Raw genomic sequence first — 22,281 nt, forward strand, 5'->3', positions numbered from 1 at the left:
GCACGCGGTTTCAGCCTCGGGTGTGCGCGCGTTCCCATCGGGTCAAGATCGTGCCGTCGGTATCGAGCAGCAGGTGGCGCGGACGCATGGGGCTGGGCGCGGCCATGGGGGACACCGCGATTCGGCCCGCGCTCCCGCCCACCAGCTGCGGTGACACGGTCAGGCAGAGCTCGTCGACGGCCCCGGCGGTGAGGAATTCGCCGAACAGCGAGGGCCCGCCCTCGCACAGCACCCGCCGCAGTCCCAGCGCGTCGAGCCGGGTCCGGATGCCCGCTGCCGCACACCGGTTCTCGCCGACCTCGATCACTTCGGCGCCGGCGTCGGCGAGCCGCTTCTTGTTCTCGCCGGACGCGGCGGCGGTGGTCAGCACCAGGGGCCGGGCTCCGCGATCGGTGAACAGCTTGCTGCCCGGATCCAGTGCCGCGCGGGCGGTCACGACCGCGATGCGCGGCGGCGTCCCGTCCGCGTCGCCCCCGCACCCCTCCCGGCACAGTCGCCGCCGCAGCTCCGAATCGGTATGCGCCGCACCGTAGTGCTCGGCCCGCGCGGTGCCCGCCCCGACCAGCACCACATCGGACAGATCCCGCAGCAGCGCGAACACCTTCTTGTCCGCGGGTGTCCCCAGCCCGCCCGAGCGCCCGTCCACGCTGACCGCGCCATCGATGCTGGTGACGAAGTTGAATCGCACATACGGGACCTTCGGCTCTACCGGATAGGCGTACAGCTCGACCAGGTCGTCGCGGGTGAGATCTGTGAGCTGAATCGCATTCGGCACATGCTGCATAAGGTCCCATCCCACCACGGTTCTACAGTTGCCCGGTGCAGCAACGCCTCGTCGATCGCCACCCGGAGGTTCCGGCAGACCAGCTCGTGGCCCAGATGGTTCCCCCGCCCACCTTCGACGAGGTGAGCTTCGGGTCCTACATCCCGGACCCGAAGGAACCCACTCAGGCCGCGGCCGTGCAGAAGGCCGCGCAGTTCGCCGATCAGGTGAGCAAACTGCGTAAGGCCGCGGACAAGAAGTCCCTTTTCGGCAAGAAGAAGCCGGTGCAGGGCATCGGCCTGTACCTGGACGGCGGCTTCGGTGTGGGCAAGACCCACCTGCTGGCCTCGATCTTCCACAGCGTGCCGGGTCCGAAGTCCTTCGGCACCTTCGGTGAGGTCACCAATCTGGTTGGCGCGCTGGGCTTCAACAATGCCGTGGAGCGCCTCTCGGCCAACAGCGTGCTCTGCATCGACGAGTTCGAGCTCGACGATCCGGGCGACACCATGCTGGTCTCGCGCCTGCTCACCGAGCTGACCGACCGCGGTGTCTCGATCGTGGCCACCTCCAACACCCTGCCGGGTCAGCTGGGCGAGGGCCGTTTCGCCGCCCAGGACTTCCTGCGCGAGATCAAGAAGCTGGGCTCGCTGTTCGAGCCGATCCGCGTGGACGGCCCGGACTACCGCCACCGCGACCTGCCGCCCGCTCCCGAGCCGACCTCGCCGGAGCTGCTGGTCGAACGGGCCGCCGAGACACCGGATTCCACGCTCGACGACTTCGACGCACTGGTCAAGCACCTGAGCACGCTGCACCCGTCGCGGTACAACGCGCTGATCCACGGCGTGTCCGCCGTGTACATCTCGGACGTGCACACGGTCACCGATCAGGCGGTCGCGCTGCGCATCGTGGTGCTCGCCGACCGCCTCTACGACGCGGGCATCCCGGTGACCGTGTCGGGCGCGAAGCTGGACGAGATCTTCACCCAGGAGATGCTCGACGGCGGCTACCGCAAGAAGTACCTGCGCGCGATCTCGCGACTCTTGGCACTCTCGCGTTTCGAGGCCCCGGCTCACGTGTGACCGCACGGATGCGAGAGTCGGGCTACCCCGGTCGGTCTCATAGTTGCCTTAGATAATAAGTTTCGAAGGTCAGCGAAAGCCGGGCCGAATTCGGTTTTCGGCCCCGGAAGGAGATCAACCTTGCGTACCCGTGCCGTGCAAGCTGCCGCGGTGGTCACCATCGCCCTGTCCGCGAGCCTGGGCTCGGCGGCGACCGCCCTCGCCGCCGACCCGCCCGCCGCCACCGGCAGCGTGCTGGTCAACACCGACAGCCGTGTGCTCGGCCTGACCGGTGTCCTGAACGCCCGCGACGCGGGCGGCTACCGGACCGCCGACGGCCGCACCGTGCGCACCGGCCTGGTCTTCCGCACCGGTGATCTGTCCAAGGCCACCGGTGACGACCTGGCCAAGCTCACCGTGGACGGCGTTGTCTCCGTGCATGATCTGCGCACGAGCTACGAGCAGCAGCTCATGGGTGTGGACAAGATCCCCGCGGGCGCGACCGCGCACCACGACGACATCATCGGCCAGGCCCCGCCGCAGGTGATGGCCTCCACCCTGTCCGCGGGCACCGACCTGTACCGCGCCTTCATCACCGCCCCCGGCGCGAGCGAGGGTTTCGCGAACGTGCTGCGCGACATCGCCTACAACCCGGGCGGTGTGCTGTTCCACTGCACCGCGGGCAAGGACCGCACCGGCTGGACCTCGGCCGTGCTGCTCACCATCCTGGGCGTCGACAAGGACACCGTCTACTACGACTACCTGCTGTCGAACTACTACCGCGGCGCCAAGGACGGCGACATGATGAACGGCGTCACCGCCGCCGCCCTGGACTCCGCCTTCGACCAGGTGAACCAGAGCTACGGCAGCTTCGACAACTACGTCCGCGACGGCCTGCAGCTCTCCGACGCCGACGTGGCCGCGCTGAAGGCGAAACTGCTTTCCTGAGAAAGGCTTTCAGGCCAGCCAGTACTTCCGGGCCACGGCGGCCAGTACGAAGCCGAGGCACATGGTGGCCACCGATGTCCACACCGCCTCCTTGGCCCGGGGCTGGCCCTTCTGATTGGCCGCCAGGCCGAGAAGTATTCCCGCCCAACCGAATAGGCAGGGGACCAGCAATGCGAGCGCGGCGGCGGCGAACGCCGCGATCACCAGTCCCTTGCCCGGTGCCGGCGGGGGAGCGTCGCCCGGGTACCGGTCCGAGTGCGTGCCCATGACGTGTTCCTATCCGCCGTGCGTAGACGCAAACGCTACGCCCGGAAATTCCGCGACGTCCGATAACGATCGCGCTGGTAACCGCGATTCATCGATTACCTGACAATCGCAGCTGGTTCGCGCAGCCACCATGGCGGAGACCCGCGCCCATTCTCGGTTCCCATTCACCAGCTCTGGAATACCCGAGGAATCGATCATGGACGTCTCACCTCGCCTCCGGTCTGCCGTAAAACTGGGTGCGGCCCTCGCCGCGTCGGCCGCACTGGCGGTGGCCTGTTCGTCGAGCAAGCCCGCCGACCGCTCCGGCACCTTCGAGGGGACCGCTCAGCAGCTGGGCAATGGCCAGGTCAGCACCTTCGTGCAGCTCGACCGGGACGGGAATCCCGTCGCGCTGGGCCTGCACCTGACCCGCGCCGCGCTCGAGGGGCTGCCCACCGCGGACCCGGGCCCGCACCAGCCGCTGACCCTGGAGCTGGCCTTCCCGGCGCAGGCCGGTGCGACCGATTTCGATCACGTCATGCTGAACTGGAACGCGCAGGGCCACGATCCGATGGCACTGTTCGGGGTTCCGCACTTCGACTTCCACTTCTTCATGATCGATACGGCGGCCCAGCAGGCCATCGATCCGGCCGATCCCGGCTTCGCGACCGCGGCCGCCAATGCGCCTGCGGCACAGTATGTCCCGCAGGATTACCGGCAGGTTCCGGATTCCGCGGTGCCGTACATGGGCGTGCACTGGGCCGACGGCAGCACGCCGCTGGTGCCCGGGCAGTTCCAGTTCACCCGGATCCTGATCAACGGGTCCTGGAACGGCAAGTACACCTTCGTGGAGCCGATGGTCACCCGCGACTACCTGCTCTCCAAGCCCGATGTGAGCCAGGATGTGAAGCAGCCCAAGGCCTTCCAGACGTCCGGGTACTTCCCGACGCACTACGAGCTGCGGACCGGCGCCGACTCCTACACCGTGGCGCTGACCGGCCTGACCCACCACGACGCCAGCTGATCGGCTTCGAACGCGACGCCGGGTGTGATCGCCGTCCAATTCGGTTGACCACCACCCGGCGTCCCGTCTGACGTCGCAGACCTCATGGGTATCGGTTTCCTGTTTTTGTGATCGCTTCGCCGCGTTGAGCTTCGCTCCGCGTCGAGTCCTCGTTCACCCCAAAAAATATGGGAGATCACTTTGCTTACCCTCCAACCCCTTGCCGTGTCCCAGCTGACCCTGTCCGGGGTCTCCAAGCGCTATGCCGATCGGGTCATGTTCGACGCGGTCGACCTGTCCATCCGCCCGGGCGAGAAGGTCGGGGTGATCGGCGACAACGGTGCGGGCAAGTCAACTCTGTTGCGGCTCATCGCGAATCGGGAAGTACCCGACAATGGCGAATTGATCGTGCAGGCCCCGGGCGGCATCGGCTACCTGGCCCAGACCCTGGAGCTCCCGCCCACCGCGACCGTCGGCGAGGCGATCGACCTGGCGCTGAGCGATATTCGGGAACTGGAATCCCGGATGCGCACGGCCGAAGCGGAATTGGCGGCCGCCGCACCCGGGAATGTCGATCGCCTGCTCGGCGGCTACACCGCGCTGGCGGCCCGCTTCGAGGCGCGCGGCGGCTACCCGGCCGACGCCCGCGTGGACGCGGCCCTGCACGGGCTCGGACTGCCCGAGCTCGACCGAAATCGCCTGCTGGGCAGCCTGTCCGGCGGTCAGCGGCAACGGCTGACGCTGGCGGCCACCCTGGCCTCCGCGCCGGAACTGCTGCTGCTCGACGAGCCGACCAACCACCTGTCCCCGGCCCTGGTCGAGGATCTGGAACAGGCCCTGGACGGCTACCCGGGCGCGGTGGTGCTGGTGACCCACGACCGCCGCATGCGGCAGCGCTTCACGGGTCGCCGCGTGGAGCTGGTTCAGAACTCGTGCAGCATGACGTAGTCGTGGTGCCGCTGGGCCCCGACCAGGAAGGTCTTGGTCCCTGCGACGCGGAACCCGTGTTTGCCGTAGAAGCGCTGGGCGCGAACGTTTTCCTGGTTCACGCCCAGCCATACGGCGATGCTGCCCTCGGCGCGCGCGATCTCGAGGGCGCTGCTCATGAGCGCCCCCGAGACGCCGTTGCCGTGCTGCCCGGGCAGCACGTACATCTTGCTCAGCTCGGTCACCGGCCGCCGCGTGATGACGGCCGCCACGTCCGGATCGGCGGGCGGCACGGCATTGAGCAGCGCGTACCCGACGATCACGCCATCGGTGACCGCCTTGAGTACCACCCGCGCGGGATCGGCGACGTACTCCCGGAACCGGTCCGGCGACAGCCACTTCGCGATGAACGCGGCCTCGTCCTCGGGGGTCGAGCCGGGCGGGCAGGCCAGCGGGAAGGTCACCGCCGCCACCGCGGCGAGCGCGTCGGCGTCCGCGGTGTCGGCCCGTGCGACGGCAGTGGTATCGCTCACCGCTCCAGTCAAGCAGGTTCGGCTACGCAGGTTCGGCGGCGGGCGCGGTGGCGCGGGCGGTCGCGCCCGCGCGGTTGTGGAAGACCCGCGCGAATCCGATCAGCACCACCGCGAACGCGAGCGGAATCGCGAATCCGGCCCGCAGATTCGCGACCTCGGCGATCGTGCCCACCACCGCGCCGCCGACCAGTGTGCCCGCGTAGTTGAACAGGTTGAGCCGGGCGATGAGCGCGTCCAGGTCGCGTCCGCCGGTGAGCTGCCCGGCCTCGCTGAAGCACAGCGGCGCGATGACCGGCAATCCGATTCCGGCGATGAGGAATCCGAGGATGGCGGCCACCGGTCCGGGCGCGGCCACCACGATGACCAGCCCGACCGCGCCCACCGCGGCGGCCACCCGCACCACCGCGCGCGGCCCGAACCGGCGCACCCACAGATCGCCGGTGAGCCGTCCGAGCAGCGACGCGCCCTGGTAGGCGGCCAGCGCCAGCGCGGCCATGGCGGAGGAGGACAGCAGCTCGTCCTTCAGATACAGCGCCGACCAGTTGCCGACCGCGAGGTCGATGGCGAAGGCCAGCGCGATCACCACGCCGAAGATCAGGAAGATCCGCACCGGCACCGAACTGGTCGGTTCATGTTCGGCCGGACCGGCTTCCGCCGCATCGGTGCCCAGGAGTTTCGGCCCCACCGCCAGCCCGCCCGCCAGCACCACGGCCGCCGCGGTCACGACGGCGGCCCACAGCGGCGCGTGCAGCGCCTCGAACGCCGACACGAACAGCGCGCCCGCGATCGATCCCGCACTCCAGGCCGCGTAGAACGACACCAGCACGAATCGGCCATAGCCGTGCTGAATGAACACCGCCTGCATATTGGTTCCGGCATCCACGATGCCGACCGCCACGCCGTACACCCCGAGCGCGACGAAGTCGGCGGTGCGGTTCGGCGCGAACGCGATACCCACGCCCGCGATCGCGATGAGCAGCAACCCGATCCGCAGTGCCGTCCGGCTCGACCAGCGCAGCGCGAGCCGCTCGGCGGTCACGCTGCCCGCGCCCGCGAGCAGCGAGATCAGCGCGACGATCGCGACGATGAGCCCGTCGGTCAGCGAGAATCGCTCCTTCACCTGGGGCAGTTCGGTGAGGATGACCGCCAGGAAGAACCCCTGCAGCGCGAACGCCACCGAGTTGGCGGCGCGCGCGCTCCGCAGTCCCGGGGCGAGAGAGCTGGACGACGGCGGCGGGTACTGCGGGGAAAGCATGGCGAAAGAGTAGCGGCAGCACAGCGGTCCGGCATCCCGGGCATCGGTTACGAACCGCCTCGCCGTTGATCACACGAGGCTCGCGGTTGGGTAACGAATCTGGTCGCTTTGCGGCCTAGTGGTGGCCGCGTTGCTGCACTCTGGAACTGACGGCACGGGCTGGTGGTTTCCGATGAGGCGGAAGCGGTCCCTGCGGTGAGTGTGGTGGCTGGGGTGATCTTGTGAACACGAGGCGAGTCGAGGGTCCGCGGGAGCGGGCGGTAGCGCTGCTGGCGGCCGAAACTGATCTTGCCGATCCGGGTTCGCGCTCGAAATCGAAGGCGACGGCGGGGAATTCGGCGGCATGTGATTCGCGTGGGCACGTGGCGGGGGAACGGTGCCGAGAAACCGACTGTGCGGATTGCCGCTGGGATGTGCGCCGCCTGGAATTCTGGTTGCGCGGGCGGCTGCTGGCCGCGGGCGCGGACGAGGTGCACGTGGACGCGACCTTCGGCGCGCACACCGTGGACGTGCTGTGGCGCAAGGGTGATCGCACCTGCGTCATCGAGGTGTCCAGCGCCGCACCCGAGTTGGCGCGCGCCCGGACGCTCACCGCCGAGCTGCGGTCCGGCGGTTGCGGCGAGGTGCTCTGGATCTGCCCGCCCGGCTTCTGGACCGCGCAGCTCCCGGCCCTGGGCATCGACGATTTCGCGGCCGAGGGCTGCGAGTACCGGGTGGTCGGCGGTCTGCTGGCGTCCGGGCCCGGCGGTGTCGTGTCGGCCCGCCAGTCCTCGGGCGAACTGCGCGAATTCATCACCGGTTGGGTAGCCGAGGAGATAGCGTTCGGCTGCCGCGACGAGCACTCGGGAGGATGGGCGACCGTGACCGATTGGGAACGCCACACCCGGACCCAGGCGGCCGTCATCGCACGGCAGCGCCAGGAACTCATGAACCAGCGCACGGCACTCGCCTTGGCCCGCAAGGCAACCCGCGACAAGACCAAGCAGCTGCTGCGGCTGACGCACCGGCTGGAACGCGCCGAGATCGCCGCGCAACAGCAGGCCGACGACCTGGCCCAGACCCGCCGCAAGATCGCCGACCACAACCGCGTGGACGCGACCCTGCGCCTGACGGTGGCGAGTCAGCGCTCAGCGATCGTGCATTGGCAGCTGATCACCTGGTTCGCCGTGCTCGTGATCGTCACGTTCATCGTCGCGGGACTGGTGCTGAAGTAAGCACCGACAGAATCGGAATCTCTCCCCCTCTTCAACATATATCGCAGTGGGGGGCTTGCGGCAAGACCCGGGTCATGCTGCAAAATCGTCGGCCGCGGGGTTTTACCTGCGGATATAGCGTTCGCAAATGGTTGAGTGGACGCCGAAGTCGACGATGGGTGGGTTCATGTTCGATGTGATCGTTGTTGGGGCCGGGCCGACCCGTCTGATGCTCGCGGGTGAATTGCGAGTCCACGGTGTCACGGCACTGGTGATCGACCGGGATGCGGAACCGACGAAGGTCGTGCGCGCCATGGGCATGCACGCACGCACCGTGGAAGTGCTGGATCAACGCGGCATCGCCGACCGCTTCCTCGCGCTGGGCAAGCAGCACCCGACCGCGGGCTTCTTCGCCGGAATCGTGAAAGCCCAACCGGCGCTCCTGGATACCACGTTCCCGTTCGTCCTGGGCTTGCCGCAGCCGATCACCGACCGCCTGCTGGCCGAGTGGGCGGTCGAGCGCGGCGCGGAGCTCCGCCGCGGCTGCGAACTGGTCGGCCTGACGCAGGACGGGGACGGCGTCACCGTCGAACTCTCCGACGGCACCGCACTGCGCTCGCGCTACCTGGTGGGTTGCGACGGCGGCCGTTCCACCGTCCGCAAATTGCTCGACGTCGGCTTCCCCGGCACCCCGAACACCTGGGAGATGCTGCTGGGCGAGGCCGAACTGACCACTCCGCGCGACGAAGTGATCGCGGCGGTCATGGAACTCCACAAGACCCACCGCCGCTTCGGCGCGGTACCCCTGGAAGGCAGTCTGTTCCGGGTGGGCGCACCCGCCGAGGGCCCGGCCGAGGACCCGCGTACACCCCCGACCCTGGAGGATCTCCGCCGCCAGGTACAAGCCATCGCGGGCACCGACTTCGGCATGCACTCCCCGCGCTGGCTCAGCCGCTTCGGCGACGCCACCCGCCTGGCCGACCACTACCGCGTCGGCCGTGTCTTCCTGGCGGGCGACGCCGCCCACATCCATCCCCCCACGGGCGGCCAGGGCCTCAACCTCGGCGTCCAGGACGCCTTCAATCTCGGCTGGAAACTCGCCGCCGCCGTACACGGCTGGGCCCCGGCAGACCTCCTCGACACCTACGAGTCCGAACGCCGCCCCTGGGCCGCGGACGTCCTGAACAACACCCGCGCCATGACCGTCCTGTCCGACACCGACCCCGGTCCCCGAGCGGTCCGCCAACTCATGACCGAACTCATGGACTTCCCGGAGGTGAACCGCTACCTCATCGAAAAGGTCACCGCCTTGAGCACCCGCTACGACTTCGGCGACGGCCCCGCCCTTCTCGGCCGCCGCCAACGCGATATCGCACTGAAGCACGCCCGCCTCTACGACCTTCTGCACGAGGGCCGCGGCCTACTCCTCGAACAAACCGGTACGCTCTCGGCCGCAGGCTGGTCCGACCGCGTGGACCACGTGGTCGACGTCAGCGAACAACTCGACACCCCCGCCCTGCTCGTGCGCCCCGACGGCCACGTTGCCTGGCTGGGCGACGACTAGCAATCCCTCACCCCCGCCCTCACCCGCTGGTTCGGTATCCCCACCCCCTGACCCACCCCCCGACATCAAGATCAGGGAGCTCTCAGCGAGGCGATCCGGACAAATTCCCTCACCCACGGCTCCCTGATCTTGATTTGAGACACTGCCACATGGGATTCGGCGTGGAATGCCCTGGGGCGGGTCAGCGGGTCAGGCGGAAGGGGGCGCGGTCCCAGCGCCAGTTGTGGCGGTGGACGAGGGCGGCCAGGTCCAGGAGAGCGAGGTCGGCTCGCAGGGATTGGAATTCGGGCCAGGACAGGGGACCGGTGGCCAGGCGGTTGGTGAGGGCGCTCTCCGGGCGGGTGGGGACCTTGCGGCTGAGGAGATCCGGGAGGGCTTTGGTGCTGCCGGTCCAGGCGAGGTAGCCCCAGCCTTGGGAGTGGGCGTGGGCGCGGGTGGCGGCGGCGCGGGTGCGGTGGACGTGGAGGGCGGTGTGGGCCAGGGGCAGGACGTCGATGAGGACGGTGCGGCCGTCGGTGAATCGGGCTGCGGCGGTGGGGTAGTGGACGCGGTCGGTGCCGTCGATCTCGTAGGGGACGGCGGCGGGGAGTTCGCGGAAGTCGGCCACGCGGGGGCTCGCGTCCAGCAGGCGGAGCAGGCGGGCTTGCAGGGCGGTGTCGAAAGTTACTTCGCGGCCGAGCTTTTCGGAGTACATGTGGCCGCGGCCGTCATCGTCGTAGTCGAGGCGGCCGGCGGGGAGGACGGGGAGTTCGCCGGGCTGCCCGGCGGCCCATTCGACCCGCTTCAGCCACGGATTCCAGCTGTCGTCGGGCTGGTCCTCGGGTTGCGGGTGCGGCATGAGATGCCAGCGGCCCTTCTGCTGCCAGCCCGCGATGCGCTGGAACACGAAGCCCGCCAGTCGTTTCGAGTCCTGCAGGTCGTGCCCGGCCAGCCGCAGCTTCAGATACGCCCAGTCCTGGGCCGCGATATCCCCGTCGGTGGCATAGGTTTCCGCGAGCAGGGTCCGCACCAGCCGCTCATCACCCCACCCCACCGGATACCGCCGCGCGAACACCCCGAGATCCGGTTCGCCGGTGGCCAGCGCCTGACGCACCATGACCCCGACCGCCCGGGTGTACAACTGCCGCGCCCGATCCCGCGACACCCCGAACCTGGCCCCCAGCAATGTCAAAGTCTCCGGACTCTCCCCGTCCAGCCCCAGCCTGCACGTGATCAGCTCCGCATCCCGCGGCCGATCCGCCACCACCTCGCCGACCATCCCGGCCAGCACCTCATTGACCTGCTCCAGCCCGAAGTCCACCCCGTCGGCCGGATCGTCGCGCGGCGTCGTGTGCCCCGCTGCCCGAGGTGTCGTCGTGCCCGTATCGCTCGTCAAAGCGGCCCCTACCCGTCTTCGCCAGTCTGTTCGACGAGCGTAGCCGCGCCCACCGACACATTCGGCGCTACGCGGCCGAGCCGTGCTCCCCGAAGCAGGGCCGTGCTCTGCGCAGTAGTGCTGCGCTCCGCGAAGGGGTTGGCCCGGTGTTCATCGAGATCCGGGCCGATCCGGACGGGTGGTTGTTACTGCCGCGGTGTCAGCTGCCGATGACGGCGTTCATGATGGTGCCCGCGCTGGTGGCGATGATGCCGCCGATCATGGCCCCCGCCACCATCTTCGGTGAGGCCAGCCCGCCGCCGGACCACTTCTCCCAGGCGAACCGGCCGCCCGCGTAGGTGATGCCGAGGACGCCGGACAGCAACACGAACCAGGTGAAGTAGCGGACGAGCTTCATGAGCTTGTCCGCCACCGGCGGTGTCTCCGGGGTGGGGTTGCCGAGCTGGGCGAGTACGTCGTGCTGGGCGAGCGCCGCATCGGCATGGAAGAGCACAGTGTCGTGGAAGGCGCTGAGCAAGATGGTCACCACGAAAAGGTACCGCGAAACCGTGGCGACATGCCCGGGATGTGCGCGAGATCTACTGCGCGAGAACAACTTTCGTTGAAACATTGAGCGTTTCGTTGAAATATTGAGCGGATGACGAGATTCGAACTCGCGACCCTCACCTTGGCAAGGTGATGCGCTACCAGCTGCGCTACATCCGCATCGCTTCCCTCCGGGCTTTCGACCCGTCCGGCTGCGAGAAAGAACGATAGCCCACCGCCCGCGCATTTCCAAAACGCCTGGCAAACCCCGAGTTGCCCGGCGTTTCGCCGCCGTTTCCTTCGCGTACCGCGCGGGCCTATTTCGGGGTGTCCTCGGTCATGGGGACGATGGCGGAGATGAGGGTGGCGTCACCGACCTTCGTGGTGATGACGAGTTGCGGCGCCCAGGTGCGCTTCGACGCGTCGGGATGCTGCTCGTTCACCACCATCACGTGCTGTCCGTCGAAGGGCCCGGGCATGATCTGCACGCAGTAGGTGGTGCCGACCGGGATGGAGTCGATGCCCGCCTGGATCTGCTCCACGCTGGGCGCGGCCGCGTCGGGCGCGAACATCTCGCGAACCGCCTTGCCGGACCGGTCGACGTAGTACCGATTCTGCAGCGCCAGAATGACATCCGGCCCGGACTTGGTACTGCCGGGACCGTTGCCGCGGACATTGCCGCCCTTGACCTCGTTCGGGCACAGGTTGGCCGGACCGGCCGCGGGCTGGGAGAAGGCGGAGGCGGTCGGGGCCACGGTGCCGTTGGGAGACACGGCGGCCGTGGGCGACACCGCGGCCTGCGGTGTCGCGACACCCGGTTTCGCCGGTGTGCTGTCCCCGGTCATCTTGGCGATCTGCACCGCGACGGCCGCGGTCACGGCCAGCACCGCCAGCAGACCGAGCAGTGGCACGGCCCACTGCCGTCCGCCGAGATCCAGCGAGATCCCGAGCCCGCGCCGCGCGGGACCGGTCCGGGTCGCGCGCTTGAGCGGTCGCCGGGCGGTCGGGTACCCGGGTGGCGGGTCCAGCCGGTCGCCGGGTGCGTGCTGAGCGGCGGGGTCGAACGAGGCCCGCTCGCGCAGCACGTCATAGGCGGTCCGCGCCCGCGGCGACGCTTCTATCGTGCGCGCGCGGATCGGCCGGTCGGGCGCGTGGGCGGGCGACGCGGCCGGACCGCTGGGCCGCGACCATTCATCGCCGGACCGTGACTCCTCACCGCTGGACCGTGGCTCCTCGGCCCAGGACCGCGACCCTTCACCCGCGGGCCGCGACTTCTCGTCTCTGGGCCGTGACATCCCGGCCCCCGGCTGCGACTGCTCGGCCCCGGCGCGGGACTCCGTGGTCCGGGGGTGCGGCTCGTAGTCGTCTTCGTCGTCGAAATCGCCGTATTCGTCGTACGTCTCGTCCTCGTCGTAGCTCTCATACTCCTGCGTGTACGCATCGCGCCTGCCGCCCCGCGCCGGTGCGGGCGTGCCGGTGATCCAGTCCGACCAGCTGCCGGTGTACGCCCCGTCGTGGTCCGGTTCCAGCGGGTCGGTTGTCCGCGAATCCGATTCGGTGGTGCTCATGGCGTCGCCCGTGGGCTCAGGTCGGGAATCAATGGGGCTCCGCCGGTGGCGGGCGTGCTGGTGGCGGGCGCGAAGGTCATGAGCGGTGCGCCGCTGGTCGGGCCGGTGGCCGTCGGGTTGCCGCCACCGAGCGGGAACTGGCCGTTGGGCGGCACGCTGGTGGTCACCGTCGCGCTGCCCCCGAAATCCATTCCGAGACCGGGCTTGTCGCTGCCGCCCAGCGGTGTGCTGCCGGTCTTCGCGGCTCCGGACAGGTCGTGGGCCACGGCCGCGAACCACTGCCCGACCCAGTCGGTCGGGCTCTCCCCGAATCCTGCGCCCTGGGCGTGGGTGTAGTCGTGCTTCTGCGCGGTGTCCCAGTAGCGCACCCAGGTGGTGACGTCCAGGAGGTCCTTGTTGTCGGTGATGTGCTGGGTGACCGCCGAGAACGACTGCGTGACCAGCCGGCTGATGGTGGTCGGCGGCACCAGATCGGTGACCGCCCCCAGCAGCTTGCCCCCGAAGACCGCCAGTCCCGCAATGGGATTGGCGAGCCCGGCGGTGGCGATCTCGGCGATATTGGCGGGCGTGAGAATGTCCTTCCCCACGGCCACGATGGAATTGATGGCAATGGTCCCGACCTTCAGCAGCGCCTGGATCGCGCCCGGAATGTCGACCTGATTGTTCGGGTTGGAGGCGTCGGCGATGCGCTGCGAGATCGACTTCTGCGGCTGATACGACAGGTCCGCGAGCGAGTTCCCCGAGACGTCCTTGTTCACCACCTGGGTGACCGTCTTGATCGAGGTGAACGCCAGCGCCTCCGCGATCGACTTCAGCGACCCGATCGGGTCACCCGCCGAAAGCTCCACCTGGCCCGCGATATTGGCGACGGTCCGCACCAGCGGCGCGCCCACCGGGGTATCGCAGGCCAGATCGCCCTCGGTGCAGAATTCCGCGACCCGCCCCACCAGCGCACCGAAGTTCTCGAGGGTGGCGCTATCGGGCGCGATGCCCGCGCCGGAGGCGGTCTTGGTGGCGGGCGGATCCGAAAGCGCCGACACCGCTTTGCCATCGGTGCCCGGCGCGGCCGTCGGCAGTTTGGCGTCCGGCTTGCCCGGGAACAGCGGTGCGTTGGCATTGCGGTTGGGGTCGCCGAAAAGCGCTACGGCCGCGATCTTCTCGGCCGCCACCGTGCCCTTGCCCGCGCCGACCTCCTGCGCGAACTGCGCGGCCACGTGCGCGCCCTGGGAGTATCCGGCGAGGGCCAATTTCGTGGTGGGGCAACGGTCGGCGACCTGTTTGGCCATGGATCGCAGCCGGTCCAGGCCGTCGCCGACGGATTTGGTGTAGGTGACGGTGCTGATCGAGGTGGCCCCGCCGAAGGACGCCTCGTAGGGCACGTAGGCGCGGTCCACCAACCCGGCGTCCGAGGCGGCGGCCATCATGGGCCGGAAGACCTCCGAGAGCATGCCGGTGTCGGTGGTGACGGCGGCGTCGGGTGAGGATTCCCCGGTGCCCTGGATGCCGAGCGCGAACAGCGCCGGACATTTGTCGATGGGGACGGTGGTGTCCGGTGGCCCGCCGTGGGCCAGGCCGACGGCCGCGGTCGCGATCACGCAGACGGCCGCAGTCAATACTGCCGCGCTTCGGAACCCCATGATGGGCAGCAGTTTTCGATGCACGTCGCACCTCGTTCAGGTCTGTGGTCCGGCTGATTCCGCGCCGCGGCGCGCCTGTTCGGTGATCCGCGCCCCGGCCGTGCGGGCCGCGGTGAGGATCTGCTCGGCCAGCAGCCGAACCGGTTGCGGGGGAGTGCGGGTGGGATCCCCGTCGTCGATGGGTGAGCCACCGGCGGCGGGATCCCAGGCGGCCAGCTCGTAGGGTTCCAGGGACCGCCACTGTTCCAGCCAGCCCAGCCGCCAGGTGCGTGCGCCCAGCGCCAGCGCCAGACCTTCCATCTCCTCGCGGCGCTGGGCGACCGGAATCGGCAGTGGCCGAGCCGCGTCCGCGACCGTCAGCACCCCGACCACCTGGCTGCCCACCGGCGTCCCCCGCGCCTGGTGCGCGAGCAGCGCCCGGTGCAGTGCGTTCACGCCGTGCAGATGACTGCGCCCGACCAGCACCACCAGGGGCGAATCCATGTCCGCGGCAAGCCCGATGCGCGCGGGCCAGCGCTGCCCGGCGTCCCCGGCCCAGCTCAGGCTCGCGGCCAGACTGCTGACTCCCGCACCGCCGTGCACACCCACCAGCCACACCAGCGGGGGCCGCTCCGGCCGATTCGGTACCGCCCGATGCCACATGGGGACGGGCGACACCGCGGGTTCGGGTGTCGGTGGCTGCTGCGGCATAGCCGCCCAAGGGGTTTCGACAGCTCCCGAGAGTTGGCCGATCCTCATCGCAACGCTCCCAGCAGGGTCAGGTAGGCGTCACGGGTTTCGGCGGTGAGGCGATGCCACGAGATCGGTCCGCCGGTGGCGAGGTGGATGTCGAACGGAATCTGCACGATGGCCCGCACCCACGAACCCAGATGCGTCCGAACGTGATCCACGACGGTGGCCGCCGACCCCGGCACCTGCTCGGTGAGCACGATGACCGCGTCTCCGACCACGAATTCCCCGAAGTTCTCGTCCAGCCACCCCAGCGCGGGTTGCAGCCGATTGATGGCATCCGGGCGCGCCGCCACCGTGAGCACCAGTCCGACCCGCGGATCCGCCAGCAGCGGTGCCGCCAACCGGCTGGTCACCGGTGCACCGGCGTCGAAAACCCCCAGCAGCCCCGCGGTATCCAGATGCCGCGCCACCGACACGAGAGATTCCCTGCGCGGCAACGGATCCGGTGTCCGCGCCAGCACCCGCACCCCCGTCGACGTCTGCCCCGAGCACGCCCCCACACTCGACGCGAGCCCCGGATGCGGTGTCCCCAGCCACTTCTGCAACGTGCTCACCGGCGCGACCGCATCACACCCCCGCAACGCCACATCCCCACCCCCGAGCGTCGCGTCCACCACGACGGGCCAGATCTCCCCGTCGCTGTCCACCGCCGCGGCCGCCGCCAGCCCCAACGCCGTGGTGGTGGCCCCGGACGACCCGGACCCACCGAGCACCAGCACCGAAGGCGCCGCCGCCCGCACCAGCCGCCCCTCCCCGCCCCGCAACGGCACCGCATCGGTCGGCGACCCGGCACGCGCAGGCTGCATCAGCTCACTGACCCCCGAATCCTCCTCACCCCCGACATCACTCGCCCGCACCGCCTCGACCAGCCGCGCCGCAACCTCGGCCGGTAGTGGCGTACCGGGGTCGGCCTGCGGCGACGTGGTGTTCGGCTGGGGTGGAGTGCGGAGCCGGTCGTCGATGTCGACCATGGCTCACCGGCTTCCGGAGACGATCGCGGTGATGAGGACCTGGCCGTCGCGGTTGGCGGTGGTGATGACCTGTTGCCAGGAGGTTTGGGTGCCGTCGGGGTGCTGCTCGTCGATGGTGACGTTCCAGTGGTCGGCGTCCGCGCCGGTGATGTTGACGCAGTGCTTGGTTCCGGTGGGGGTGGCCGCGATCGCGTCACGGGTGGCCTGCTCCGGCGCCACCTTCGCGTCGGGTGCGAGCAGCGCCCGCACCGCGGCCGGATCACGCTGCACGTACCAGGCGTATTCGAGTCGCATGATGACGCCGGGCCCGCTGCCGAGATCCCCGGCGCTGGCCCCGCTCACCCGATCCGGCGACGTCCGCTCCTGACACCAGGCAACCAGCCCCGGCTGATTCGCGGGCTTGGTCGGCGCGGCGGCCGTGCTGCTCATCGGAACCGCCCGCGGCGCACCCGAATCCCCGGGCGCGAGCACCAGCCACCCCGCCACCGCCGCCGCAACCACCGCCAGCGAAACCCCAGCAACCGCCAGTATCCGCCGCCGAATCCGCATCCGCCGCTGCGTCTGCGCCGCCCGCCGCCGCGCCTCGACCACCAGCGCCGCCATCGGATCCTCGGCCGCGATGTCATAGGGACTGGCGGACTTGACCCGCCCCCCACCGTATTCCGCCCCCGCCCCGGCCGCCGTCGCCTCACTCAGCCACGACGCCCACCCCGGCCCGCCGTCCACTTCCGCCTCGCCCACCCCGGCACCCCGCCCGCCCCCTTCGGGCATCAGCGCGGGCAGCGGCGGCCGCCCCGCCCCGTCACCCTCCGAACCAGCCCCCGCCCGCTCTCCCCGCCGCCCGGACTCCCCCCCCCCGCCCGCGCCCGGACTTCCAATAACCCGCATCCACCCCGACCGCCGCCGCAACGCGCCCTGCGGGCGCGGCAACATCCGTCGACACCCCCGACACTCCCGAGCCTCCGAACCCACTGGTGCCACTGCCCCGAAGCCCATCGGAACCACCCGGCGCGCCATCAGCGCCGCCTCGACTCCCGCCAGGCTCGCCGGAAGCCGCATCGGTTGCGGCACGTTCGCGACCGGACCTGTCGGGCGTTGTGCCGGACCCGGCCAGGCTGCCGCTGGGCTTGCCCTGTGCCACATCGGCCGCGGCGCGCTTGCTGTCGGACGTGGCACGCTTGCTGGCAGATCCGCCGAGCGTGCCGTCGGATGTAGCGCGCTTGCTGTCGGATTCGCCGAGTGTGCCGTCGGACGCAGTGGGATCGCCGCCGGATTCGCCGGGCGCGGTGTCGGATGCGGCGCGATTCTCGCTGGCGTCGCCGCGCGCGCCACGCGATACGGCGTCACTGCCGATGGACCGGGCAGACCCGATGCCGGGGACGCGGCTGCTGTCGTCGGAACCGGTCGCTGTGGTTCCGGAGGTGCGGCGATCGTCGCCGGAGCCGACAGGCGTGCGATTGGCCCTGAGTCGGTCTGCGCCCGAACCTGTTCGCGTCGTTTCAGCGGCCAGAGGGTCCGCGCTGGCTCCGATTCGCGTGGTATCGGCGGCGAGAGGTTCCGCGCCTGCTCCGGTTCGAGTGGGGTCGCCGGTGAGCGAGCCCGTGCCCGCTTTGGTTCGTGTGGTGCCGCTGATGAGAGGGTCGGTGTCCGAGCCTGTTCGGGCGGTGTCGCCGGTGACGGGGTCTGCGCCCGCGTCGGTTCGCGTGGGGACGCCCGTGGGAAGGCCCGGGCCCGAACTGGATCGGGCGGTAGCGGCGGTGAGAGGGCCTGTGCCTGCTCTCGTTCGGATGGGGTGGCCGGTGAGAGGGCCGGTGCCTGCTGGGGCTTGCGCGGTGTCGCCGGTCAGGCGGGGGGTGGGGCGGGATGGTGGGGTGTCGCGGGTGCGGCGGTCGTTGGCGGGCTTGGGTGTTGGGGTGTTTCCGGCTGGGCGGGGGGTGGGCGCGCCGGAGGGTGGGGTGTCGCTGGTCAGGCGGCCCGTGGTGGATTTGGTTGGTCTGGTGTCGCTGGTGAGGCGGGGGGTGGTGGGGCGGGGAGCGGTGGATTCGGCTCGGGGTGGGGTGGATTCGGTGGGGGCGGGGTCGAGGCGGGTGAAGTCGGGGGTGGGTGCGGTCTGGTCGGCTGGGGCGGGGGATAGGCGGCCTGGCGTGGATTCGCCGGCGGCGTCGCGGTCTGCGGTCACGGCGTCACCTGTGTCGTTCCGGTCAGGCGCCCGGCGCGGCGGGTTGCAGCGCGGCCATGAAGGCCTCCGGCGTCAGGGCGGGCATTTGCGCCACCGCCGTCCGCAGCGAATCCACCTGCGTATTCACGGCTTCCGTCACCTGCTCCACCACGGGCGCGGCCTGCGGCACCGCCGCACTCACCTGCTGCCCGACGGTGTTCACGGCCTGCTCCACCACCGGAGCCGCCGCCTGCACCACCGGCGCGACCTGCTGCTCCACCGCAGCGGCAGCCTGCTCGACCACCGGCTGCACCTGCTGCACCGCGACAGCGACCTGCTGCACCACCGGCGCGGCGTCCTGCATCACGGGTGTAACTGCCTGCACCACCGGCGTGAGTGCCTGCGCGATCGGCGCGGGCACGCCGGGTAGCTCGGCGAACGCGGCCACCGGCTGCACACCCGGACTTCCCGCCTGCCCCGAAAGCGGTACCTGCGCAGCGGTATCGATCAATGCTGTTGGGGCTGCTGGCTGCACGGTCGGAGTACCGCCCGTCAGGCCACCGAGAACACCGCCCGCGACAGCTCCGAGCGCGGCACCAACGAACATGCCGGGGAATCCTCCGACCAGCGCGCCGGTGAGGCACCCAACGGAACCGCCGATACCGGCTCCGACCGGGGCGCCGACCCCGCCAGTGGGAATACCGCCAATCGCAGCACCGGCGATACCGCCGATGATGCCGCCAACCGCGCAACCGCCGACTACGAACAGCCCGGTGCTGACCATGCCGACACCGGCACCTGCGACACTGCCCGACACGCTGCCGGCGGCCATACGATCGGATTGATCTCGGGGAAAGCCCAATCCGTCGTAGAACGCGGCAATCTGCCACTCCGCCATGTCGAGGTAGGACTGCGCTTTGTCGCGAGTCTTGGTATCGACGAAATCTGGCAGCTGGACCGTATTCGTGCCGACCCGCAGCTTGTGCGGATCGACAGGCATCACCTCAGGCGCGTTAGCCGCAGGCTGGTCCGGCTGCGTCGTATCCGGCTCCGTCGGGGTGACCTTCGGCTGCTGGGGCTGAATGATGGTGTCCTGCGGCGTTGTCTGCTGCTTCGGACGCGGCCGGTTGGGGGCCGGGATGGGTGGATCGGGGATGTAGTCGGCCGGGCTGGGGGCATTGTTCACCGGGGGTTGGGGTTGGGTGCTGATGCCGGGCTGTCCTTCGCCGGGCACCGCCAATCCGGGCTGGCCGGGCGCGGCGTTGACCACGCCTTGGCCCGCGACCAGCGCGATAGGCAGCATCGATAACAAGATCGAGGTTCGTTTGGTCTTCATGGCCACAATTCCTCTTCCCCGAACCAACAGCAGCGGGCGTGAAACCCGAATCCCCCACCTGCCATGGCATTCCATACCACCGGCTGAAAACACAGGCGGCCCACCGGAACAGCGTCCCGATGATCCATCATGAAACCCCACCACCTGCGAAGATCATGTTTTCGGCCCTGATCTTACCCGGATCGCCAGTAGCCACAACCGGTTCCGTGACAGGAGTGACGAATTGTTACACCCAACCGACCCTGACTCGTAGTATCAACCGACTCGCCCGCCCGGTCGCCCCGAACCGCCGCCACCGCAATACTTCTCGGCAGCCCCGCCATCCACCCGGAGGAATCCCCATGCGCGCCAAGCCAGCACACCACGCGCAAACTTTCCGCGCCGTGGCCGCCGCGCTGCTCGTCACCGCCTGCGCCCTCACCGCCGCGGCCTGCGGCAGCAGCGACAAAAGCGCCGCCACCAAGACCACGCAGCCCGATCCGGCCCGCGCCCCCGCCGACGTGCACTGGCAGAACTACCAGGGCGTCCAGCTCCCCATCGGCGAGCACGACGGCCCCAGCAAACTCGGCACCGCCGCCGCGGGCTACTCCCGCACCCCGCAGGGCGCGGCCCTGGCCGCCATCAACCACAGCACCCGCCTGTCCCTGGCCCCCGACGGCATCTGGCCCCAGCTGGCGGCAAGCTCCCTTATCCCCGGCCCCGCCAAGGACTCCTGGGTCCTGGCCCGCGCCCAGATCTCCGTGACCGCCCCCGCCAACCCCGCGGTGGCCCCCCGCATCACCGCCTACAAGCTCACCACCTACACCCCCGACCGCGCCGACCTCACCGTCTACGCCACCTACTCCGACGCCAGCATCACCGCCACCGCCGAAACCGTCCTCTGGGTCTCCGACGACTGGCGACTCCTCCTCCCCGACCCCGCCGCCAAAACTGTGACCGTCCAATCGGTCCCCGCCATCCCCGCCGACACCGTCAACCTGAACCCCCCGAAATAGCCGTCACCCGACCAGCTTCAACCCGATCACGCACGCCACGATCCCCCCGAGCAACACCAGCTTGACCGCACTCACGGCCGCCCCACCGGTAGCCATCGAATAGCCAACGGTCAACACCGCCCCGATCCCCACCCACACGGCATAGGCGGTCCCAACCGGCAGCCCGCGCATCGCATAGGCCAGCCCAGCCATACTCGCCGCCAACGCCACCCCGAAGACAACTGTCGGCCCGAGTTTCGTGAACCCCTCGGACTTCCCGAGCGCAGTGGCCCACACCGCCTCGAAAACCCCGGACACCACCAACACCAGCCAAGACATGACAACCTCCGAAGGCCGTCTTGTCGCACGCCGGGTACGGCTCCCTCGTCCGGTCCCCAGATCGGGGTCTACATACACCCTCGCAAACACTCAGCGACCGGAGCAAATCTCCACCCGGTGATCTCGGCCTCCACCCACCGAGACCACCGACGCGGTCACCGCCAGAGGCCGCCCGCCAGGAATCGATCCCACTGCTCGCCGGAGAACACGAGCACCGGCCCACCGGGATCCTTGGAGTCGCGCACACCGACGATGCTCGCGTCACCTCCTGCGAAGGCGATCTCGACGCACTCCGAGGCATTAGCGGACCTCGAGGACTTGAACCACCGAGCAGTGGACAGATCGTTGATCACGCGCCGTACTCCTTCGCGATCCTCGACACCAGCTCCCTGGAGTCGTCTTCACTCAAAGCTACATGCCGAATGCTGTTGATCGCCTGCCGAAACCGGGCGATAACGGTCGTCTGCTCCAGGTACAGCGCGCCTTCCGTACCTTCGACATAGATGACCGGAGGCTCGACCAAGTTTATTGCGAGATGGGGGAATTCGAGCAGAGTGAACGACTGGAAGGCCACCCCGAAACGAACGACGGCGGTGAAAGGAACGACCCGTATCGAGACGTTCTCCTGACCGCTGACTTCGGCGATATGCCGCAACTGCCCTGACATGACAGCCGGTTCGCCGAGCCGGTGACGCAACGCGGCTTCCGACAGCAGCACCTCCAGGTGAAAGTCTTTGTCAGCAAGCCGTTTCTGCCGACGCACGGCGAGCTCCAACCGGCGCTCCATGTCGACCTCCGACACCAGTGGCTCGGTCGCTTCAATGATCGCCCGGCGGTACTCGCGGGTCTGCAACAGCCCGTGCATCATCGCGAGTTGGTGCGTCACCAGATGATCGGCCCGCTCCTCCAATCGCATGTAGTGATCGAAATGCGCGAGATACTGATCGGCGTAGGCCTGCCACCACCCCTTGTAGGTGCCCTGCAACTTGGCGGCCTTGTCCTGCCGTCGAACCTCCTGCCACAGCGCCAGCGCCTCGGCACGGACTGCGGGCGAGACGCCATAGAGGTCGAGCAGTGATTGGAGTTGTGGCGTAGAGACCTTCGTCGGCTGCCCATCCTCCAGCCGCAGCACGGTCTGCTTCGACGTATCGATCTGCAAACTGGCCATTAGTGTCG

General features: G+C 69.4%; 22 protein-coding genes, 1 tRNA gene and 1 riboswitch. Of the genes, 7 read left to right on the top strand and 16 right to left on the bottom strand.

Annotated elements, in window-relative coordinates:
• Positions 1 to 10: 10 nt before the first annotated feature.
• Positions 11 to 784, bottom strand: coding sequence for a pyrimidine reductase family protein (locus NS2_RS19390; RefSeq protein ID WP_045438242.1), 774 nt, complete (start codon positions 782 to 784; stop codon positions 11 to 13).
• Between the two features lie 35 nt (positions 785 to 819).
• On the opposite strand from NS2_RS19390, the gene zapE reads away from it, so the two are divergent.
• On the top strand, positions 820 to 1,842 hold the full coding sequence (zapE, locus tag NS2_RS19395) for a cell division protein ZapE (protein ID WP_033089341.1): 1,023 nt from the start codon (positions 820 to 822) through the stop codon (positions 1,840 to 1,842).
• 120 nt (positions 1,843 to 1,962) lie between these two features.
• Positions 1,963 to 2,769: a tyrosine-protein phosphatase gene (locus tag NS2_RS19400; RefSeq protein WP_045438244.1), complete on the top strand. Its 807-nt coding sequence runs from the start codon at positions 1,963 to 1,965 to the stop codon at positions 2,767 to 2,769.
• A 9-nt stretch (positions 2,770 to 2,778) separates the two neighbouring features.
• Here NS2_RS19400 and NS2_RS19405 read toward each other — a convergent pair whose 3' ends face one another.
• Complete coding sequence (locus tag NS2_RS19405; RefSeq protein WP_033089343.1) at positions 2,779 to 3,036, bottom strand: hypothetical protein; 258 nt, start codon at positions 3,034 to 3,036, stop codon at positions 2,779 to 2,781.
• A 196-nt stretch (positions 3,037 to 3,232) separates the two neighbouring features.
• On the opposite strand from NS2_RS19405, the gene NS2_RS19410 reads away from it, so the two are divergent.
• Both NS2_RS19410 and NS2_RS19415 read left to right on the top strand, forming a co-directional pair.
• Positions 3,233 to 4,039 (top strand): DUF5602 domain-containing protein, encoded by an 807-nt coding sequence (locus NS2_RS19410; protein WP_045438247.1) that lies wholly within the window; start codon positions 3,233 to 3,235, stop codon positions 4,037 to 4,039.
• A 204-nt stretch (positions 4,040 to 4,243) separates the two neighbouring features.
• A complete protein-coding gene (locus tag NS2_RS19415) occupies positions 4,244 to 4,966 on the top strand; it encodes an ATP-binding cassette domain-containing protein (protein WP_052486703.1) in 723 nt (240 codons plus the stop codon).
• On the opposite strand, the gene NS2_RS19420 is transcribed toward NS2_RS19415, so the two are convergent.
• Complete coding sequence (locus tag NS2_RS19420) at positions 4,942 to 5,478, bottom strand: GNAT family N-acetyltransferase (protein ID WP_033089344.1); 537 nt, start codon at positions 5,476 to 5,478, stop codon at positions 4,942 to 4,944. The genes NS2_RS19415 and NS2_RS19420 overlap by 25 nt on opposite strands.
• Before the next feature lie 22 nt (positions 5,479 to 5,500).
• Positions 5,501 to 6,733: an MFS transporter gene (locus NS2_RS19425; protein ID WP_045438249.1), complete on the bottom strand. Its 1,233-nt coding sequence runs from the start codon at positions 6,731 to 6,733 to the stop codon at positions 5,501 to 5,503.
• A gap of 362 nt (positions 6,734 to 7,095) precedes the next feature.
• Here NS2_RS19425 and NS2_RS19430 point away from each other — a divergent pair, with 362 nt between their 5' ends.
• Together NS2_RS19430 and NS2_RS19435 are read left to right on the top strand one after the other, a co-directional pair.
• On the top strand, positions 7,096 to 7,947 hold the full coding sequence (locus tag NS2_RS19430) for a hypothetical protein (RefSeq protein WP_235263972.1): 852 nt from the start codon (positions 7,096 to 7,098) through the stop codon (positions 7,945 to 7,947).
• Between the two features lie 166 nt (positions 7,948 to 8,113).
• Positions 8,114 to 9,490: an FAD-dependent monooxygenase gene (locus NS2_RS19435; protein WP_045438261.1), complete on the top strand. Its 1,377-nt coding sequence runs from the start codon at positions 8,114 to 8,116 to the stop codon at positions 9,488 to 9,490.
• Between the two features lie 181 nt (positions 9,491 to 9,671).
• Here NS2_RS19435 and NS2_RS19440 read toward each other — a convergent pair whose 3' ends face one another.
• From NS2_RS19440 to NS2_RS19480, 9 genes are all read right to left on the bottom strand, one after another.
• Entirely contained in the window at positions 9,672 to 10,865 is a 1,194-nt protein-coding gene (locus tag NS2_RS19440; protein WP_045438252.1) for a sigma-70 family RNA polymerase sigma factor, read from the bottom strand.
• Between the two features lie 199 nt (positions 10,866 to 11,064).
• Positions 11,065 to 11,391 carry a hypothetical protein gene (locus tag NS2_RS19445; protein ID WP_071811761.1) on the bottom strand — a complete coding sequence of 109 codons (327 nt, stop codon included), beginning with the start codon at positions 11,389 to 11,391 and terminating at the stop codon, positions 11,065 to 11,067.
• Positions 11,392 to 11,497: 106 nt separating this feature from the next.
• Positions 11,498 to 11,570 (bottom strand) — tRNA-Gly (locus NS2_RS19450).
• 137 nt (positions 11,571 to 11,707) lie between these two features.
• Positions 11,708 to 12,958, bottom strand: a complete 1,251-nt coding sequence (locus tag NS2_RS19455; RefSeq protein ID WP_052086720.1) for a DUF8176 domain-containing protein — start codon at positions 12,956 to 12,958, stop codon at positions 11,708 to 11,710.
• The gene (locus NS2_RS19460) at positions 12,955 to 14,619 is read right to left on the bottom strand and encodes a cutinase family protein (protein ID WP_081986103.1); all 1,665 of its coding nucleotides are present in this window, start codon (positions 14,617 to 14,619) and stop codon (positions 12,955 to 12,957) included. Before NS2_RS19460 ends, NS2_RS19455 begins: the two co-directional genes overlap by 4 nt.
• Positions 14,620 to 14,631: 12 nt before the next feature.
• Positions 14,632 to 15,333: a hypothetical protein gene (locus NS2_RS19465; RefSeq protein ID WP_143161276.1), complete on the bottom strand. Its 702-nt coding sequence runs from the start codon at positions 15,331 to 15,333 to the stop codon at positions 14,632 to 14,634.
• On the bottom strand, positions 15,330 to 16,298 hold the full coding sequence (locus NS2_RS19470) for a MinD/ParA family ATP-binding protein (protein WP_052086722.1): 969 nt from the start codon (positions 16,296 to 16,298) through the stop codon (positions 15,330 to 15,332). Before NS2_RS19470 ends, NS2_RS19465 begins: the two co-directional genes overlap by 4 nt.
• Before the next feature lie 3 nt (positions 16,299 to 16,301).
• The gene (locus tag NS2_RS19475; protein ID WP_062614347.1) at positions 16,302 to 17,039 is read right to left on the bottom strand and encodes a DUF8176 domain-containing protein; all 738 of its coding nucleotides are present in this window, start codon (positions 17,037 to 17,039) and stop codon (positions 16,302 to 16,304) included.
• A gap of 1,460 nt (positions 17,040 to 18,499) precedes the next feature.
• Positions 18,500 to 19,792, bottom strand: coding sequence for a hypothetical protein (locus tag NS2_RS19480; protein WP_033091673.1), 1,293 nt, complete (start codon positions 19,790 to 19,792; stop codon positions 18,500 to 18,502).
• Between the two features lie 341 nt (positions 19,793 to 20,133).
• Here NS2_RS19480 and NS2_RS19485 point away from each other — a divergent pair, with 341 nt between their 5' ends.
• The gene (locus tag NS2_RS19485; protein ID WP_045438256.1) at positions 20,134 to 20,787 is read left to right on the top strand and encodes a DUF8175 domain-containg protein; all 654 of its coding nucleotides are present in this window, start codon (positions 20,134 to 20,136) and stop codon (positions 20,785 to 20,787) included.
• A 3-nt stretch (positions 20,788 to 20,790) separates the two neighbouring features.
• Here NS2_RS19485 and NS2_RS19490 read toward each other — a convergent pair whose 3' ends face one another.
• From NS2_RS19490 to NS2_RS19500, 3 genes are all read right to left on the bottom strand, one after another.
• A complete protein-coding gene (locus NS2_RS19490) occupies positions 20,791 to 21,105 on the bottom strand; it encodes a DMT family transporter (RefSeq protein ID WP_033091674.1) in 315 nt (104 codons plus the stop codon).
• A 9-nt stretch (positions 21,106 to 21,114) separates the two neighbouring features.
• Positions 21,115 to 21,177: riboswitch (guanidine-III (ykkC-III) riboswitch) on the bottom strand.
• An 83-nt stretch (positions 21,178 to 21,260) separates the two neighbouring features.
• Positions 21,261 to 21,458 carry a DUF397 domain-containing protein gene (locus NS2_RS19495; protein ID WP_096490627.1) on the bottom strand — a complete coding sequence of 66 codons (198 nt, stop codon included), beginning with the start codon at positions 21,456 to 21,458 and terminating at the stop codon, positions 21,261 to 21,263.
• Positions 21,455 to 22,281: DUF5753 domain-containing protein (locus NS2_RS19500; RefSeq protein ID WP_222594875.1), on the bottom strand; the 827-nt coding region annotated here is incomplete at its 5' end. The genes NS2_RS19500 and NS2_RS19495, both read right to left, overlap by 4 nt.

This window comes from Nocardia seriolae NBRC 15557 (genome assembly GCF_007990715.1).
Taxonomy (GTDB): Bacteria; Actinomycetota; Actinomycetes; order Mycobacteriales; family Mycobacteriaceae; genus Nocardia; species Nocardia seriolae.

What these genes read in the sequence shown, in the direction of transcription:
- NS2_RS19390 (WP_045438242.1), bottom strand. Translation starts at nt 784, where the DNA reads ATGCAGCATGTGCCGAATGCGATTCAGCTCACAGATCTCACCCGCGAC.
- NS2_RS19405 (WP_033089343.1), bottom strand. Translation starts at nt 3,036, where the DNA reads ATGGGCACGCACTCGGACCGGTACCCGGGCGACGCTCCCCCGCCGGCA.
- NS2_RS19410 (WP_045438247.1), top strand. Translation starts at nt 3,233, where the DNA reads ATGGACGTCTCACCTCGCCTCCGGTCTGCCGTAAAACTGGGTGCGGCC.
- NS2_RS19425 (WP_045438249.1), bottom strand. Translation starts at nt 6,733, where the DNA reads ATGCTTTCCCCGCAGTACCCGCCGCCGTCGTCCAGCTCTCTCGCCCCG.
- NS2_RS19435 (WP_045438261.1), top strand. Translation starts at nt 8,114, where the DNA reads ATGTTCGATGTGATCGTTGTTGGGGCCGGGCCGACCCGTCTGATGCTC.
- NS2_RS19455 (WP_052086720.1), bottom strand. Translation starts at nt 12,958, where the DNA reads ATGAGCACCACCGAATCGGATTCGCGGACAACCGACCCGCTGGAACCG.
- NS2_RS19465 (WP_143161276.1), bottom strand. Translation starts at nt 15,333, where the DNA reads ATGAGGATCGGCCAACTCTCGGGAGCTGTCGAAACCCCTTGGGCGGCT.
- NS2_RS19470 (WP_052086722.1), bottom strand. Translation starts at nt 16,298, where the DNA reads ATGGTCGACATCGACGACCGGCTCCGCACTCCACCCCAGCCGAACACC.
- NS2_RS19480 (WP_033091673.1), bottom strand. Translation starts at nt 19,792, where the DNA reads ATGAAGACCAAACGAACCTCGATCTTGTTATCGATGCTGCCTATCGCG.
- NS2_RS19485 (WP_045438256.1), top strand. Translation starts at nt 20,134, where the DNA reads ATGCGCGCCAAGCCAGCACACCACGCGCAAACTTTCCGCGCCGTGGCC.
- NS2_RS19490 (WP_033091674.1), bottom strand. Translation starts at nt 21,105, where the DNA reads ATGTCTTGGCTGGTGTTGGTGGTGTCCGGGGTTTTCGAGGCGGTGTGG.